At 68.1% G+C, this 15,205-nt stretch carries 15 protein-coding genes; 6 read left to right on the top strand and 9 right to left on the bottom strand.

Annotated features, from left to right (window positions below; translation table 11 throughout):
• Nucleotides 1–185: 185 nt before the first annotated feature.
• On the bottom strand, nucleotides 186–2,090 hold the full coding sequence (locus tag ABD210_RS14485; RefSeq protein WP_344111800.1) for a penicillin-binding transpeptidase domain-containing protein: 1,905 nt from the start codon (nucleotides 2,088–2,090) through the stop codon (nucleotides 186–188).
• Between the two features lie 97 nt (nucleotides 2,091–2,187).
• Complete coding sequence (locus ABD210_RS14480) at nucleotides 2,188–2,955, bottom strand: VOC family protein (RefSeq protein ID WP_344111798.1); 768 nt, start codon at nucleotides 2,953–2,955, stop codon at nucleotides 2,188–2,190.
• Between the two features lie 126 nt (nucleotides 2,956–3,081).
• On the opposite strand from ABD210_RS14480, the gene ABD210_RS14475 reads away from it, so the two are divergent.
• Entirely contained in the window at nucleotides 3,082–3,411 is a 330-nt protein-coding gene (locus tag ABD210_RS14475; RefSeq protein ID WP_344111797.1) for an L-rhamnose mutarotase, read from the top strand.
• Nucleotides 3,412–3,465: 54 nt separating this feature from the next.
• Here the strand turns inward: ABD210_RS14475 and ABD210_RS14470 are convergent, their stop codons facing one another.
• Complete coding sequence (locus ABD210_RS14470; RefSeq protein ID WP_344111796.1) at nucleotides 3,466–4,179, bottom strand: pirin family protein; 714 nt, start codon at nucleotides 4,177–4,179, stop codon at nucleotides 3,466–3,468.
• Here ABD210_RS14470 and ABD210_RS14465 point away from each other — a divergent pair.
• Complete coding sequence (locus tag ABD210_RS14465) at nucleotides 4,178–4,312, top strand: hypothetical protein (RefSeq protein WP_344111795.1); 135 nt, start codon at nucleotides 4,178–4,180, stop codon at nucleotides 4,310–4,312. The two genes, ABD210_RS14470 and ABD210_RS14465, sit on opposite strands and share 2 nt — an antisense overlap.
• Nucleotides 4,313–4,373: 61 nt before the next feature.
• Here ABD210_RS14465 and ABD210_RS14460 read toward each other — a convergent pair whose 3' ends face one another.
• A complete protein-coding gene (locus ABD210_RS14460; RefSeq protein ID WP_344111794.1) occupies nucleotides 4,374–5,816 on the bottom strand; it encodes a S1C family serine protease in 1,443 nt (480 codons plus the stop codon).
• Between the two features lie 714 nt (nucleotides 5,817–6,530).
• On the opposite strand from ABD210_RS14460, the gene ABD210_RS14455 reads away from it, so the two are divergent.
• Nucleotides 6,531–6,872: a MerR family transcriptional regulator gene (locus ABD210_RS14455; RefSeq protein ID WP_344111792.1), complete on the top strand. Its 342-nt coding sequence runs from the start codon at nucleotides 6,531–6,533 to the stop codon at nucleotides 6,870–6,872.
• A 38-nt stretch (nucleotides 6,873–6,910) separates the two neighbouring features.
• On the opposite strand, the gene ABD210_RS14450 is transcribed toward ABD210_RS14455, so the two are convergent.
• Both ABD210_RS14450 and ABD210_RS14445 read right to left on the bottom strand, forming a co-directional pair.
• Nucleotides 6,911–8,368, bottom strand: a complete 1,458-nt coding sequence (locus ABD210_RS14450) for a sensor histidine kinase (protein WP_344111791.1) — start codon at nucleotides 8,366–8,368, stop codon at nucleotides 6,911–6,913.
• Between the two features lie 254 nt (nucleotides 8,369–8,622).
• A complete protein-coding gene (locus ABD210_RS14445; protein WP_344111790.1) occupies nucleotides 8,623–9,315 on the bottom strand; it encodes a response regulator transcription factor in 693 nt (230 codons plus the stop codon).
• 150 nt (nucleotides 9,316–9,465) lie between these two features.
• Here ABD210_RS14445 and ABD210_RS14440 point away from each other — a divergent pair, with 150 nt between their 5' ends.
• Complete coding sequence (locus ABD210_RS14440) at nucleotides 9,466–10,464, top strand: acetamidase/formamidase family protein (protein WP_344111789.1); 999 nt, start codon at nucleotides 9,466–9,468, stop codon at nucleotides 10,462–10,464.
• 338 nt (nucleotides 10,465–10,802) lie between these two features.
• Complete coding sequence (locus ABD210_RS14435; RefSeq protein WP_344111787.1) at nucleotides 10,803–12,014, top strand: pyrophosphate--fructose-6-phosphate 1-phosphotransferase; 1,212 nt, start codon at nucleotides 10,803–10,805, stop codon at nucleotides 12,012–12,014.
• Between the two features lie 100 nt (nucleotides 12,015–12,114).
• Here the strand turns inward: ABD210_RS14435 and ABD210_RS14430 are convergent, their stop codons facing one another.
• From ABD210_RS14430 to ABD210_RS14420, 3 genes are all read right to left on the bottom strand, one after another.
• Nucleotides 12,115–12,567, bottom strand: coding sequence for a low molecular weight protein-tyrosine-phosphatase (locus ABD210_RS14430; protein WP_344111786.1), 453 nt, complete (start codon nucleotides 12,565–12,567; stop codon nucleotides 12,115–12,117).
• 7 nt (nucleotides 12,568–12,574) lie between these two features.
• Nucleotides 12,575–12,961, bottom strand: a complete 387-nt coding sequence (locus ABD210_RS14425; protein ID WP_344111785.1) for a phage holin family protein — start codon at nucleotides 12,959–12,961, stop codon at nucleotides 12,575–12,577.
• 141 nt (nucleotides 12,962–13,102) lie between these two features.
• The gene (locus tag ABD210_RS14420; protein WP_344111784.1) at nucleotides 13,103–13,774 is read right to left on the bottom strand and encodes a GntR family transcriptional regulator; all 672 of its coding nucleotides are present in this window, start codon (nucleotides 13,772–13,774) and stop codon (nucleotides 13,103–13,105) included.
• 171 nt (nucleotides 13,775–13,945) lie between these two features.
• Here ABD210_RS14420 and ABD210_RS14415 point away from each other — a divergent pair, with 171 nt between their 5' ends.
• The gene (locus ABD210_RS14415; RefSeq protein ID WP_344111783.1) at nucleotides 13,946–15,193 is read left to right on the top strand and encodes a phage tail tip lysozyme; all 1,248 of its coding nucleotides are present in this window, start codon (nucleotides 13,946–13,948) and stop codon (nucleotides 15,191–15,193) included.
• Nucleotides 15,194–15,205 lie beyond the last annotated feature (12 nt).

The following is a 15,205-nucleotide window of genomic DNA, read 5'->3' as shown; positions in this document are numbered from 1 at the left end:
GTTCCATCAGATCTTCCCGGCCGGCTGGTGGTTCATACGGTTCCGGCCAGAAGTCGGTGATGTGGGTGATCAGCTCGCCGCGGAACCACGACCCGCGTCCCCTCAGTACTCATAGCCCGACCGGAATCCGCTGCACCGACAGGCGCGGCCACGCGGAGCTCGCTCGGCGCCGAAGTACGGGTGGGTTACTTGAAGCGGCCGAGGAAGTTGTTGAGGATGGGGCCGGCGGCCTTGGAGCCGGAGGCGCCGCCTTCGACGATGACGGCGAACGCTACGTCGCCTCGGTAGCCGACCATCCAGCCGTTGGTGATGACCTTGCCGTTGGAGACGACCTCCGCGGTGCCGGTCTTCGCCCCGTTCGCGCCAACGCCCTTCAAAACGCTCGCTGTTCCGCCCTGCACGTTGGCCCGCATCATCGCCCGCAGCGCGTTCGTAGTCGCTGCGGGCAACGCGGAAGCCACGGGACCGTTCGCGTCCTTGCCCGGGACCAGGACCGGCTTCAGTGCGGTGCCGTTCTTCACCGCGCCGGCCACCATCGCCATCTGCAACGGGCTCGCGGTCACGGTGCCCTGGCCGATCATCGACGCCGACTCGGCGACGACGTCCTTCGGCGCCGGGACCTTGCCGCCGTACGCCGGGATCGACAGCTTGAGGTCCTGGCCGAAGCCGAACATCGCCGCCGCCTTCGTCATGCCGTCGGCGGGGAGCCGGCCGTTCTGGGAGATGAAGGCGGTGTTGCACGAGTTGATGAAGGCCTTCTCCATCGTGCCGGTGCCGTACGCCGCGAGCCCGTCGTAGTTCTTGAAGGTCTTGCCGAACACGTTGATGGTGTTCGTGCACGGCATCGGCGAGTTCGCGGTCATCCCGGTGCCCAAGAGCGCCGCCGAGGTGACGATCTTGAACGTCGAGCCCGGCGCGTACTGGCCCTGGAAAGCGCGGTTGTAGCTCGTCGCGGTCGGCCCGTTGGCGGCGGCCAGGATCTGCCCGGTCGAGGCCTGTACTGCGACCAGCGACGCGGGCAGCTTGCTCGTCGCGAGCGCGGCTTCAGCGTATCGCTGCAGGTTCGTGTCGAGGGTGGTCTTCACGACGGTGCCGGGCTTGCCCTGCTGGTTGAAGACCTCCTTGATCGCCATCTTCGTCTTGCCGTCCCGCAGCGTCACCGTGCCGCCCGGAGTTCCCGCGAGCTGCTGCTGGAACGAGTACTGCAGACCGGTCGTTCCGACCAGGTCAGCGGAGGAGGCTGTCGGGCCGGCGTTCTTCAGCGTCTCGGCAGTCGCCGTCCGCATCGTGCCGATCACCGAACGCGCGAAGTTCGCGCTCTCCGGCAGCGACTGGGTGCCGCCCATCGTGAGCAGGCCGGGCAGCTTGCCCATCGTCGGCCGCAGCTTGTCCCAGTCCTCCGCGCGGATCGTGATCGCGTCGATGAACTGGCCGGCCGGCGCCGTCGTCGCCCGCGTCCGCAGCTTGGCTCCGTCGACCTGCAGCTTCTGCTGGAGGGCCGCGTACGTCGCCGCGGTCGCCACGTTGCCTGAGGCGACTCCGACGATCACGACCGGGCGGTTCGTCGTCAGCGGCTTGCCGGTGCGGTCGAGGATCGAGGCCCGGTTGGGCGCCGTACGAACCCGCTTCAGGTAGTTCGCATCACTCAGGCCGGGGTAGATCGTGTCGCCCGACGCCTTGATCTTCCAGGTGCCACCCGTCTTCACGGCGGTCGCGGAACTGGTCCACTTCATCGTCCCGATCCCACGCAGGATCGCCTCGACGGCGAGGTCCTGCGTGCAGGTGTTGCTGTCCGAACACTTCGGATCACCCTGCGGCGTCACGGTCACGGACTGCGCGACCAGAGCGGTGTCGACGCCGTCGAGCCGTGGCCCGAAGGTGGTCGGCGCGTCGGTCAGCGCGGCTGCCTCGTCGGGCTTGCCGTTCGGCGCCCAGGCCTTCACCCAGGCGGCGGCGAAGGACTTGACCAGCGCGGCGGAGGCCTGCGTCTCGTTGTTCGGGTCCGGCTTCCCGCTGCCCGACTTGCTGTCGGTACAACCGGCGGTGACCAGCAGAGCACTCAGACACACGATCGCAGCAGTTCGCTTCACGTTCCCAACTCTCGCACGGCGACGGGTACACACCTTGAACAGCCTTCGGCGTGTGGCCAGCCTGCCACGAGGGGGAAAATACTCACTCCGGACCTGCTCAGCCGAGCTGGATCACCGCGAAGCGGGCGCCCTCGGGGTCCGCGAGCACCGCCATCCGGCCGAAGTCGGTGTCGAGCGGATCACCGGTCAGTTCGCCACCGTGATCCCGCACCTGTCCGATGGTGGTGTCGGTGCACGAGGTCGCGAAGTACGGCAGCCAATGCGGCGGCGTCCCGGTCGGCAGGTCCGGGTGGAACTCCCCGGTCCCGGCGACCGGCTTGTCTGCGGCGTACAGGGCGGCGTACTGGGTGTCGTAGCCGCCGATCTCCTCCAGCCGGTAGCCGAAAACCGCCGAGTAGAACGCCTTGGCGGTCTGGTGGTCGCGGCTGAGGGCCTCGCTCCAGACGAACGAGCCGGGGGTCGACCGCCGCCCGCTGCCGATGTGCTCCGCCGCCTGCCAGAGACCGAAGATCGCGCAGTTCGGGTCGGCCGCGATCGCCATCCGGCCGTGGTCGCCGATGTCGTCCGGCTCCGTCAACAGCCGGCCGCCCTGGCTGCGGATCGTGTCGAGGGTGAGCTCCAGGTGGTCGGTCGCGAGGTAGGTCGTCCAGCGGCTCTGCAGGTGCTCGGTGCCGGGCTGCTTCGGGCCGATGCCGCCGACGTCCTCGCCGTCCACTCTGCAGACGTAGTAGTCGCCTGACGTCTGGTGCTCGTAGTCCCAGCCGAACAGTTCCGCATAGAACCCCGCTGCCGCCGCCGCGTCGTTCGCGGCCAGTTCCACCCAGGTCGGCGTACCCGCCGGCCGGGGCACGTTCCGCTCGGTCATCTACCCTCCGGGAATCCGTTTGCCAGGCGAGCCCCCCAACCTGCCAGGCAGTCCCGGTCACGTCGAGCCGATCACCAGCTGATCGGGTAACGGTTCGGTCACTCCTGGGGCGTATTCTGCTCGGTTGTGACCCGCCTAGCACTGCACAGCCGCCTGATCCCCGGCACCGAAGAGGCCTACGAGCTCGAGCACGCGCGAGTCTGGCCCGAGCTGATCACGGTGATGAACCGCGCCGGCATCACCGACTGGAGCATCTGGCGCAGCGGCCGCGATCTGTTCCACCTGGTCGAGTGCGACGACTACGAGGCGGCCGTCGCCCAGCTCGCGAACGACCCCGTCGACAAGCGCTGGCAGGAGCACATGAGCCAGTTCGTCGAAAGCTTCGCCCAGAACCCGGAGGGCCTCGCCGGCCAGTCCCTGCGCCACGTCTGGACCATGACCGAACAACAGGACTAGCCCGTACTACGCCCGGCGCGGGCCCGACATGACCGAGCACGCGGGCCCGGCGGACTAGGCGCGCATCTCCCAGACGAGGACTTCGGCGCCTTGCTGGCCGGCGGTGAGGCGGGGGCCTTCGCAGGCGAGTAGGCGCGCGGCGTCCGCAGTACCGAGGGTTCCGGCGCCTTCGAGGCTGATGGTGCCTAGGGCAACGAAGAGGTGTACGTGCGGCGCTTGGGGCAGGTGGACACTCGCGCCCGGCAGGAGCCGGGCGGCGTACAGGCCTGCCTGCTCCTGGTTGATCCGGATAGCGCCGGTGGTTGCGTGCTTGGGCAGGCCTGAGGCGATCGGCACGAGCTCACCCGCGGCCAGCGCGTCGTTGACCTCTGCTTGCTGGTACGACGGGGCGAGGTCGAGCTGGTCCGGCCGGACCCACATCTGCACATACCGGACCGGCTCGCCCGCGTCGTTCTTCTCGGAGTGCTGGATGCCGCTCCCGGCGCTCATCCGCTGGGCCAGTCCGGGGTAAACGATGCCGCTGTGGCCCTCGGAGTCCTGATGCACCAGGGCGCCCCGCAGTACCCAGGTGACGATCTCGAGATTCTGGTGCGGGTGTGTGTCGAATCCGGTGCCTGGGGCAACCACTTCGTCGTTGTGCACCATCAACAGGCCGAAGCCGACGTTCGCGGGGTCGTAGTACGGGCCGAAGGAGAACGAATGGTGCGAGTCCAGCCAGCCGGTCGTCGTACGGAACCTGTCGTCGGCCCGGCGGATGTCCACACTCATGACGACCAGTGTCGCTCAGCGGTCGGCGAACTCAGTAGTAACCCCTCTGGCCGTCGAGCAGTTCGCGGCTGGTGTCCAGGTGGCCGAGGTGACGGGCGGTCTGCTCGACGCCCCGTCGCCACTGCCGACCTGAAACGGGACTGCGGCCACTCGGTGGGTGGCCGCAGTCCCTTCCCGGGGAGGGAGTCTTGGTGTCAGCCGGTGGGGTTGCCGTTGTCGGAGCCGAGTTTCGCCTTGGCCGTCTGGGATTTGCCGGCCCGGGTGTAGGTGATCGTCACCTCATCGTCCGGGCGGTGCGAACGGACTGCGGCGACCAACGCGTCCCCTGACGCAATCGCCTTGCCGTTGACGGCGGTCACAACATCGCCCGCCTTCAAACCGGCCTTATCCGCCGCACCGCCGGACGTCACCTGGCCGAGGGTCGCTCCTTGTGAGAGCCCGTCGGAGGACTGCGCGTCGCCGACCTGTACGCCGAGCCGTGCATGCGTGGCCTTGCCCTTGGCCGCTAGCTCGTCGATGATCGGCTTGGCCTGGTCGATCGGGATTGCGAAGCCCAGGCCAATGTTGCCGCCGGCGGATTGTCCCGATCCGCCCGCGGTCTTGATCGCGGAGTTGATTCCGACCACCTGGCCGGCCAGGTCGATCAATGCGCCGCCGGAGTTTCCGGGGTTGATGGCGGCGTCTGTCTGGATTGCTGGAAAGACTGTGGTGCTGTTCTGCTGCGAGTCACCCGAAGTGACCGGGCGGTTGAGCGCGGAGACGATGCCGCTCGTCACAGTCGCTTCCAGGCCGAACGGCGAACCGATCGCGACCACGCCCTGCCCGACGCCGAGCGTGCCGCTCTTGCCGAGCACGGCCGGGGTCAGGTTGTTGGCGTTGGCCCGGATCACCGCGAGGTCGGTCAGCGGGTCGGTGCCGACGATGGTGGCGGACAGGGTCCGGCCGTCGTTCAGCATCACCGAGATCGAGCCGCCACTGCCGGCGCTCTCCACCACGTGGTTGTTGGTGACGATCAGGCCGTCCTTGCTGATCACGATGCCGGACCCGGTGGCCGCGCCCTGCGATGTGGCCACGCCGATCTTCACCACGCTCGGCAGGACCTTGGCCGCGGCACTCTGCACCGAACCGTCCGGCGCGGAAGCCGGAGCGGCCTGGCCGCTGGTCAGCGGAGCCGTCACCGACGGCGTCGCGCTGTTGGAGTTGTTCGTGGCCGAGTACACAGCCGCACCACCCACACCGCCTGCGGTGCCGACCAGCAGCGCGGTGGCTGCCACCAGAGCCAGACCGCGCCGCTTGGGCTTCGGTGGCTCGGGGTCGGCGGCCGGCGGCTGCGGGCCGAACGGCCAGCCCGGGCCCGGTGACGTCCCCTGATGCGTCCCGGTCGTCCCGAACTGTCCACCCTGTTGGTAAGCACTCCCACCTGAGGGGTGCTGACCGGGCCGCTGCTGGCCGCCCTGCGGCGCGTACTGCTGCTGCGAGTGCTGGCCGTAGCCGGTCAACGGCAGCTGCTGCGTGCGCTCAGGCGTACCGAACGACGGCGAGGCGCCCTGCTGGGGCTGGTTCCCGTACGTCGAACCCTGCGCCGGGTTGTCCTGACCCGGGTGGTTCTGCGGCTGGTGCGGCTGGTTCTCGGTCATGGGCTGTACTTTGTCGGCCGCACCTGAGAACCCCCTGAAGATCCCGTCAGAGCAGCCGAAGAACTCCGTGAAGATCCCCTGAAGAACCTGTGAGCCCGTGCACACGCCGGGCCTGGGCGATCACGAAGCTGAGAGGGCGACACGCGGAAATCTACTGTGATGGGAGTAGACATTCGGGGTTGAGCTGGTTAAGGTTCCTGGTGTTGCGAAGAGAGAACAGCACAGCTGACGCGGGCAGCCGACGACTGTCCATGCACGATGGGTACAACCAGAACGAGCAACACAGCAGTTCGAGCAGGACCGCAGATCTGCCGGAGCCGGTCAAGGTAAGGGGTTCCGGCAGCTGCAGCAGGACGGCCAGGAAGTGCGCAGTACGAAGTCAGTAGTAAGGCAGTGAGCAGGACTGGCCGGCAGTAGTGATCAGAAGTCGGAACACTGAAGAAGGAGAGGGTTACATCATCAGGATCGCCCGCTGTGGCTGCGTTTCGCCGGGCGGGTACCGCAGTCCCATCGAAAGAAGGTGGTCTTCGGTTACGCATTTCGCGATCCCCGCTGGATTCGCCCCTTGGGGCGGACCGCGGAAGTAGAGACCGGCTCGAGAGCCGGTAGATGGTGACAATCCAACCCCAGGGCCCCGGTGCTTCGGCACCGGGGCCCTCGACACGGAGGTGCGATGATCCCAGGCCAGCAGGTGGAGCAAAAAATGAGTACAGAGTGAGTACAGAACCGAACACAGAGTCGACCAACTTCGACGACGAGGACTATCCGGCCTACACCATGGGCCGGGCCGCCGAGATGATCGGCGCCACCCCGGGCTTTCTGAGGAGCCTGGATGAGGTGAAGCTGATCAGTCCGCAGCGCTCCGAGGGCGGACACCGCCGTTACTCGCGCTACCAGCTCCGCCTAGCCGCACGGGCCCGCGAAATGGTGGACCAGGGAACAGCCTTGGAGGCTGCCTGCCGCATCATCATCCTGGAAGACCAGCTAGCCGAGGCTTTGCGCATCAACTCCGAACTCCGCGCCCCCGCCGAGCTCCCCACAACAGCAGACAGCTAGCACCCCGTGCGCCTTACAGATCGTCGCTGATCAGCGGGTCAGCGGGTCTGGGTGGCGGCGTGGGGGAGCCAGAGGGTGAACTGGGCGCCTCCGCCGGGGACGTTGCGGGCGTAGATCATGCCGCCGTGCTGCTCGGCCGCGTGCTTGACGATCGCGAGCCCGAGGCCCGAGCCCGGGCGGCTACGCGCCTCGCTGGACCGGTAGAACCGCTCGAACACGTGCGGCAGATCCGCCTCGGAGATGCCCGGGCCGGTGTCCGTCACCGTCAGTACGCCGTCGAGCAGCCTCACCGTGACCCGGCCCACGGGTTCGCCTTCGCCGCGGGCGGTCGCTGCGTCATCCGGCACGCTGTACTTCGCGGCGTTGTCGAGCAGGTTCGTCACGGCCCGGCCGAGCAACCGCTCGTCACCCCAGACCGGGAACGGGTTGATCTTCACGTCCCACTCCAGCCCGGGGGCGCGGCGGCGTACCTTGATCACCGCGTCCTCGACCACGTTCGAGAGTTCGATCAGCTCTGCGTTCCGGACCTGCGGGGTGTCTCGGGCGAGCTCGGTCAGGTCGCCGATCAAGGCGGTCAGCTCGTCCATCTGTGCGCGGACGTCGTCCAGCAGTTGCTGCCGGTCCTCGGGCTTCAGTCCGCCGCGCTTGTCCGCCTGGGCGAGCAGGTCGAGGTTGGTCCGGATGCTCGTCAGCGGCGTCCGCAGTTCATGACCCGCGTCCCCCACCAACCGCCGCTGCCGGTCCTGCGACCGGGCGAGGGCGGCAAGCATCGCGTTGAACGCCACTGCCAGCCGGGAGATCTCATCAGAACCAGTGACCGGGATCGGGTTGAGTTGTTCGGTCCGCGCGATGTGTTCGGCGGCTCCGGTGAGCCGGGCGAGCGGGCGTAGACCGGACTGCGCGATTGCGTTGCCGGCCAAGGCGGCGCCGATCACACCGAGCAGACCGAAGGCCCAGAGCACGATGCCGAGATTGTGCAAGGTTTGGTCGATCGGCTGCAGGGACTGCGCGACGACCAGGGCCGCTTTGACATTGCTGTGCGGGATGTCTGCTTTGACGGCGACCACTCGGTAAGGGGTGCCGTTCGGTGCGCCCGCGGTGCGGACGCTCGGATTGTCCGACTGCGTCTTGGCGATGTTGAGCTCGTCCTGCCCCATCGGTGGCAGGTAGGCCGGCGAGACCCCGAGTGCCTGTCCGTTCTCGAACAGCAGGCCGATCCGGGTGTCGCTCAGGCCTAACGCGTCGGGCGGAGTCTGAGCGATCACGGCTGGATCGGTGATGACCTGCGAAGCCGCGGCCGCCCTGGCACGGGTGACCAGGCTGTCGTCGAGGTTCTGGTACATCTGCTGTCGCACGGTCAGGTAGGCCGCCAGGCTCACGAAGGCAACGGCGAGACCCACGGCCACAGCTGCGAGCAACGTGACGCGGGAGTGCAGGCTCAGCCGGTGCAGCTTCTCCTGCCACCAGTTCTGCGTCCGGGCCGCCGTCTCGCGCATTCGGTTGTTCCCGTTGCCGACGACAACGGTTTCATCCTGAGTCTGCGGTTGTACCTGCCCGCCTGTTCCCGGTGCGCCGTCGGGCCGAGGGCCTGTCCTTGGTTGGTTCGGCTCCGGACCGGCCGAGCCCGGCCCCATCGGCGCGGAACCTCCTTGGCCGGGCGGTGTGGAACCACCGGAGCCTTGACCGGGTGGTGTGGAACCGCCCTGGCCCGGGCGGCCGGCGTACGAGGGAAAATCAGGGGGTTGCGAGCTCACGGTGGGGTGTCTCTCAGCACATAGCCGATGCCGCGGACCGTGTGGATCAGGCGCGGCAGGTTTTCCACCTCGGTCTTGCGGCGCAGGTAGCCGATGTAGACCTCGAGCGAGTTGGCCGTGGTCGGGAAGTCGTAGCCCCAGACCGCGTCCAGGATCACCGCCCGCTCGAGCACCCGGCGCGGGTTGCGGATCAGCAGCTCGAGCAGGGAGAACTCGGTGCGGGTCAGCGGGATCGGGACGTTGCCGCGGTGCACCTCGTGGGCATCCACGTCCACCACCAGGTCGGCGTACTGCAGGACCTCGCCGCGTGGTCCGCCCTCGCCCGGCGTCGTACTGCGCCGCAGCAGCGCGCGGAGTCTGGCCAGCAGCTCCTCCAGCGCGAACGGCTTGGTCAGGTAGTCGTCGCCGCCGGCATCGAGGCCGTCCACCCGGTCCGCCACGGCGTCGCGGGCGGTGAGAACCAGGATCGGCACATTGTTGCCCGCGGCTCGCAGTGCCTTGGTGGTCTCCAGCCCGTCCAGGCGGGGCATCATCACGTCCATCACGATCACATCGGGTTCGACGTTACCGATCACCGCAAGCGCCTCGGCGCCGTCGGAGGCAGTCACCACCTCGAAGTCGTTGAACTCCAGCGAACGGCGCAGCGAGTCCCGGACCGCCCGGTCGTCGTCCACCACCAGTACTCGCATTTCGTGCTCTCCCGCTTCGCCTGAGTCGTCATTCGCGCAGGCCCGGCCGTCGGGACCTCCGCTTGTCGAGGCTATGCCGTCTGTTTGAGAATCGCCTGAGAACCCGCTGATCAGTCGCGAAGGAGGATCTCGTCGGCGTAGGTTTCCCGCGTGGACATCGTCGAATTCGCGCCTGAGCCGGAGCAGTACACCTGGACCTTCGGCGGCGCAGCCCCCATCCGTAAGGTGAAGCCCGGATCGGTCCTGCGACTGTGGACCGAGGACGCCTTCTGCGGCAAGCTCCGCAGCACCGAGGACCTGGCCAGCGCCTCCCTGACCATGCCGTTCGTGAACCCGCAGACCGGGCCGTTCTACGTCGAGGGAGCCGAGCCGGGGGACACCCTGGTGCTGCACTTCGTCGAGCTGACCCCGGCCCGGAGCTGGGGCGCCTCCGCGACCATCCCGTTCTTCGGCGGCCTGACCAGCACCGACCGCACGGCCACCCTGCAGGACCCGCTGCCCGAGCGAACCTGGATCTACGAGGTGGACACCGAGCGGCAGACGGTCGGATTCCAGGCGCAGGGCAGCAGTCTCGAGATCGCGCTGCCGATCGAGCCGATGCTGGGCACGGTCGGTGTCGCTCCGGCTGCCGGCGAGGTGCGCTCCTCGCTCGTGCCCGACATGTTCGGCGGCAACATGGACACTCCTGAGATGAAAGCGGGCGCCACCTGCTACCTCGGCGTCAACGTGGAGGGTGCGCTCTTCTCGATCGGCGACGGTCACTACCGGCAGGGGGAGGGTGAGTCCTGCGGTACTGCGGTCGAGGGCGCGATGAACGTCGTCCTGGTCGTGGAGCTCCTCAAGACCCAGGGTCCGGTCTGGCCACGGATCGAGAACGACGCGTACCTCGCAGTGGTCGGCTCGAGCCGTCCGCTGGAGGACGCGTGGCGTGCAGGGCAGGTGGACATGGTCGGCTGGCTGGGTGAGCTGTACGGCCTCGACAAGCTGGATGCCTACCAGCTGCTGAGCCAGGTCAGCGAGGTACCGCTCGCCAATGTCGTCGACGCCAACTACAGCGTGGTCACCAAGGTCCCGAAGCGCCTACTGCCGTCGGTCGAGGTGTACGGCGGCATCCACCGGCAGCTGCGCGACTTGGCCGCCACGCTCTGAGTTACTGCGGCTGCGGGAGACCGCAACACCGATCAGGCACAGGACGCCGCCAGCGAGTGCCAGTAGCGGGGCCTCGGCGTGCACGGCCAGACGAACAGCTCCTTCATCGTCTACGCGCCGGTCGGGCCTCGTCTGGTCGGCGGTCCGGACCGCCAACACTCATCAAGCGGCGTGGGCAGGTCGCTTTCCCGCTCAGGCAAGGCGGCCGCCGGCGTCGGGCGGGCCGTTGGCGAGTCGTGGCGGTCCGCTTGTCGGGTTGGTGAACCCCAACCAGCGTCGGGAGTGGTCTGCATCACTACGCTGGGGGCGACTTCAGCGACCCCTGGAAGGACCTGACCATGGCTGCCGACAAGTCTGTCCGCAGAGTTGCCCTGCTCACCGCGGGCGGCCTCGCGCCCTGCCTGTCATCCGCCGTCGGCGGACTGATCGAGCGCTACACGCAGGTAGCGCCTGACGTGGAGATCATCGCCTACCTGAACGGGTACCACGGACTGCTCAGCGGCCGGCACCTCGAGGTGACGCCCGACGTACGGGCGAAGGCTGGGCTGCTGCACAAGTTCGGCGGCAGCCCGATCGGCAACAGCCGGGTCAAGCTGACGAACACGGCCGACCTGGTCAAGCGCGGTCTGATCGCGGACGGGCAGAACGCCCTGCAGGTCGCGGCTGAGCGGCTGGTCGCAGACGGCGTCGACGTCCTGCACACGATCGGCGGCGACGACACCAACACCACCGCTGCCGACCTCGCGGCCTACCTGCACGAGCACGACTATGACCTGACCGTGGTCGGTCTGCCGAAGACCATCGACAACGACGTGATCCCGATCAGGCAGAGCCTTGGCGCGTGGACCGCGGCCGAGCAGGGCGCGATCTTCGCCCGCAACATCATCGCGGAGCACAGCTCGAACCCGCGGATGCTGGTCGTCCACGAGGTGATGGGCCGCAACTGCGGTTGGTTGACCGCGGCAACGGCCCAGGAGTACCGCAACTGGCTCAAGCAGCAGGAGTGGAACCCGGGCATCGGTCTGACCGCGGCCGGCTGGGACGTGCACGCCGTTTACGTGCCTGAGGCAACGATCGACCTGGATGCCGAGGCGGAGCGGCTGAAGAAGGTGATGGACGAGAACGACTGCGTCAACATCTTCTTGTCCGAGGGCGCCGGGGTGCCGTCGATCGTGGCCGAGATGGAGGCCCGCGGCGAGGCGGTCGGCCGCGATCCGTTCGGTCACGTGAAGCTCGACACGATCAACCCGGGCGCGTGGTTCGCCCAGCAGTTCGCCGAGCGGATCGGCGCCGAGAAGACGATGGTCCAGAAGAGCGGCTACTTCAGCCGGTCCGCGGCCGCGAACGACCGGGACCTCGCGCTGATCAAGGAGTGCACCGACTACGCGGTCGACGCCGCCCTGCGCGGCGAGTCCGGCGTGATCGGCCACGACGAGGAGCGGGGCGACGAGCTCCGCGCCATCGAGTTCCCCCGCATCGCAGGCGGCAAGGAGTTCAACCCCGAGGTCGAGTGGTTCACCACCCTGCTGACGGAGATCGGCCAACACTGACCCGCCGCTGACGACAACGTCCGAAGGACCGTGGGTCAGGCCCCGCGGTTCCTCGGACGCAAGCGATTTGGTGACGGCGTGCAGTCGGGTCGGCCAGGAGTCAGGTGGCGAGCCGGGTGACCCAGACGTCCGCGGCTTTCTCGATCTGGTCCAGCACCTCCTCGAAGCCGGCGTCATCGCCGTAGTACGGATCCGGTACGTCGACGTCCGCGAACAGCTCGACCGGTACTGCGAGGTCGGGGCCGCCGCGGCGTACCAGAGCCGACAAGTGACCCGAATCCATCGCGAGCACGAGCTGCCGATCGGTGAACCACTCGCGGCGGAACTCCTGCGCCCGGTGCGCGCTCCCGTCGTACCCGCGCCGCCTGAGTGCCGCCGCGGCCCGCGAATCCATCCGATCGCCGGCGTGCCAGCCGCCGGTGCCCGAGCTCGTCACCACGACGCCCTCGATTCCCGCCTCGGCCAGCTTGGCGCGCAGCACCACCTCGCCGATCGGGGAGCGGCAGATGTTGCCCGTGCAGACCACCTCGACGTGCCTCACCGCACCGGTCATCCAGCGGTCACCGGATCTCGGCCTCGTCCGGCAGGATCGCGTTCAGCAGGATGCCGACCAGCGTGATCACCAGGGACCCGAGCAGCGCGGAGCCGAACCCGGAGACGTGGAACTGGACGTCCAGCTTGCCGGTGATCCACGACGTGAGCAGCAGCATCAACGCGTTGATGACGAAGATCAGCAACCCCAGTGTCAGGATGATGAACGGCAGCGACAGCAGTTTCGCGATCGGCTTCACCACCGCGTTCACGATGCCGAAGATCGCCGCGACGATCAGCAGCGTCAGGACCCGGCGGCCCGTGGTGGCGCCCTCCAGCGTGATCCCGCCGACAACCCAGCTCGCAACCGCCAGCGCGACCGCGTTGGCGAGCAACTTGATGATCAGGTTCTTCATACCCTCGATCCTCCCACCCAGGGGTTCACCCGCCTCGCCCAGCCACGGACACGCCGGTACTGCGGATCGCCGAGCCGCCCGTACTACGGACAGCGGCGCGACGTACGGGGGTGGGGCGAGGCGCGCGTAGTACGGGGTGGGTCAGGTGGGTGGGGTGGTGGCGATCGCTTCGAGGAGGGATTCCTCGGCGCCGGCCAGGTGGCGGCGGAGTTCCTCGACGCATTCGTCGAGGTCACCCTTGTCCAGCAGGCGGACCAGTTTGCGGTGGGACGCGACCTGCTGCCTGGCGTCCTGGCGGAGCGCGTCGACGCGGGCCAGCGCGAGTCTGGCCTCGCCGGTGATCGAGTCGGCGGTGGCGATCAGCCGGGCACTGCCGGTGAGCGCGACCAGGCTGCGGTGGATCGCCAGGTGGGTCTCGGTCATCGCTTCCGGGTCGGCGCCCTCCTTGGCGGTGGCGGCGAACGTGCGCATCGCGGCGCGGACCCGCTCCCGAGCCAGCTCGTCGGCGTCGAACCAGGCCCTGATCCCGGCGGACTCCAGCACGAACCGTGCCTTGCAGATGTCCGCGACCGCGGCCGGGTGCAGGATCGCGACGCTCACGCCCTTGTTCGGCTCGCGGACCGCCAGACCCTCGGTGACCAGCATGGTCATCGCTTCGCGGACCGTGCTCCTGGCCACGCCGAGTGCCTCGGCGAGCGGCTGCTCGCGCAACGGCGTCCCCGGTTCGAGGTCGCCGGCGAAGAGGGCCGCGCGCAGTGCGTCGACGACGCGGTCCACCGTCGTCGATCGATCCACCCGCAGCCGTTCGTACATGAAGGTGATTCTCGTCCAGTCAGGGGCCGTTGTCGCGCGCGGCACGGTTGTCGGCGCCCGGTGATGGCCGGGCCTGTGGATAACTTACGACGCCGTCGCCCCGTTTTCGGCAGGCTGTTCCTCAGCGACCGGCCTTCCTGCCGGCCACCACCGAGCGAGTGAGGAGAGGCCATGGGCGAGGGCAAGACCCTACCGCTGCTCGGCGGCCTCGCCTTCCTGCTGCTGCCGCTGCTGCTAGTGATCACCTTGCTGTGCACGGCTCTGGCCGCAGGTAGCAGCCATGCAGATCCGTGCTCATCGACGGATTCGCTGGTGGGCTCGAACAACCAGCAGAGGGCCTTCAACTACTTCGCCTCGAACGGCTACAGCAAGGAACAGGCCGCGGGAATCGTCGGCAACCTCATCCACGAGTCCTCGGTCGAGCCGATGCTCAAGGAGGGCTCGCTCTCCGGCACCAGGACCTCGGCGAGCGAGGTCGACAGACCCGGCAGCGTGGACGACTGGGCAGGCGGCTGGGGGATCGTGCAGTGGACGCCGGCCAGCAAGGTGATCACTGCGTCGAGGCGCCTGGGGATCAAGGACGAGCAGATCGAGTCATTGGACTATCAGCTCGGATTCCTGAAGCAGCAGCTGGACGGCGACGGCCCGGTGCCCGAAGGCAGGGCCGGTCAGGAGTTGAAGGCAACGCGCAGCCCTGAGGATGCGGCCTTCGCGTTCGGCCGCTGGTACGAGCGGTTTCAGGGCTCGGAGAATCCCGACCACGAGCGCTACGCACAACGCAGGACCGCGGCCCGGCAGGTGTTCACCACCTTCGCCGATGTGGTTCTCCCCGTGGCAGTGCCGGTCGCTGCCAAATCCGGGGCCACACCTGGCGCCACACCCGGTGCCGCAGCCGGTGCCGGAGCGGGTGCTGGAGCGGGTGCTGCGGGGCTGGGCGGATGTGGAGCCGGCGATGGTGACGTCGTCAGGACGGCGCTCTCGCTGGCCTGGGACACCAGCGGGCACGGGAAGTTCCAGGGTGACGCCAAGCCGGAGTACCAGGTCGCCATGCCGAAGTTCAACGGCGCCACCGCGATCGACCCCCACAGCGACTGCGGTGTCTTCGTGGCGACGGTGATGGTGATGAGCGGGGTCGACAAGGGCTACGTGCGTCGGGTTGCCAGCAGCCAGCGCGAGTACGTGCGGAGCTCACCGAAGTACCAGACGTTCGAGAACCTCGACAACGTCAGCCAGGTGCAGCCCGGGGACATCTTCGTGCACGACGGCCACACGTTCATCTACACCGGCAACTACCAGGGCGGCGACGGCAAGACCTACAACGCGGCTTCGGCGTCATTGCACGGGCATGTGCCGGAGGCAACGACCGTGTACTTCTCCGATGCGCGCGGCCACTACACCGTGGCCCGGATCAAGAAATAGGGAGTGCGCGCG

This window comes from Kribbella alba, from assembly GCF_039529635.1.
GTDB lineage: Bacteria > Actinomycetota > Actinomycetes > Propionibacteriales > Kribbellaceae > Kribbella > Kribbella alba.
The sequence above is the reverse complement of the archived record's forward strand: the minus strand, read 5'-3'. Positions and strand labels throughout refer to the sequence as shown.

What these genes read in the sequence shown, in the direction of transcription:
- ABD210_RS14480 (WP_344111798.1), bottom strand. Translation starts at nt 2,955, where the DNA reads ATGACCGAGCGGAACGTGCCCCGGCCGGCGGGTACGCCGACCTGGGTG.
- ABD210_RS14465 (WP_344111795.1), top strand. Translation starts at nt 4,178, where the DNA reads ATGACGACCAGTGTCGCTCAGCGGTCGGCGAACTCAGTAGTAACCCCT.
- ABD210_RS14470 (WP_344111796.1), bottom strand. Translation starts at nt 4,179, where the DNA reads ATGAGTGTGGACATCCGCCGGGCCGACGACAGGTTCCGTACGACGACC.
- ABD210_RS14460 (WP_344111794.1), bottom strand. Translation starts at nt 5,816, where the DNA reads ATGACCGAGAACCAGCCGCACCAGCCGCAGAACCACCCGGGTCAGGAC.
- ABD210_RS14450 (WP_344111791.1), bottom strand. Translation starts at nt 8,368, where the DNA reads ATGCGCGAGACGGCGGCCCGGACGCAGAACTGGTGGCAGGAGAAGCTG.
- ABD210_RS14445 (WP_344111790.1), bottom strand. Translation starts at nt 9,315, where the DNA reads ATGCGAGTACTGGTGGTGGACGACGACCGGGCGGTCCGGGACTCGCTG.
- ABD210_RS14435 (WP_344111787.1), top strand. Translation starts at nt 10,803, where the DNA reads ATGGCTGCCGACAAGTCTGTCCGCAGAGTTGCCCTGCTCACCGCGGGC.
- ABD210_RS14430 (WP_344111786.1), bottom strand. Translation starts at nt 12,567, where the DNA reads ATGACCGGTGCGGTGAGGCACGTCGAGGTGGTCTGCACGGGCAACATC.
- ABD210_RS14425 (WP_344111785.1), bottom strand. Translation starts at nt 12,961, where the DNA reads ATGAAGAACCTGATCATCAAGTTGCTCGCCAACGCGGTCGCGCTGGCG.
- ABD210_RS14420 (WP_344111784.1), bottom strand. Translation starts at nt 13,774, where the DNA reads ATGTACGAACGGCTGCGGGTGGATCGATCGACGACGGTGGACCGCGTC.
- ABD210_RS14415 (WP_344111783.1), top strand. Translation starts at nt 13,946, where the DNA reads ATGGGCGAGGGCAAGACCCTACCGCTGCTCGGCGGCCTCGCCTTCCTG.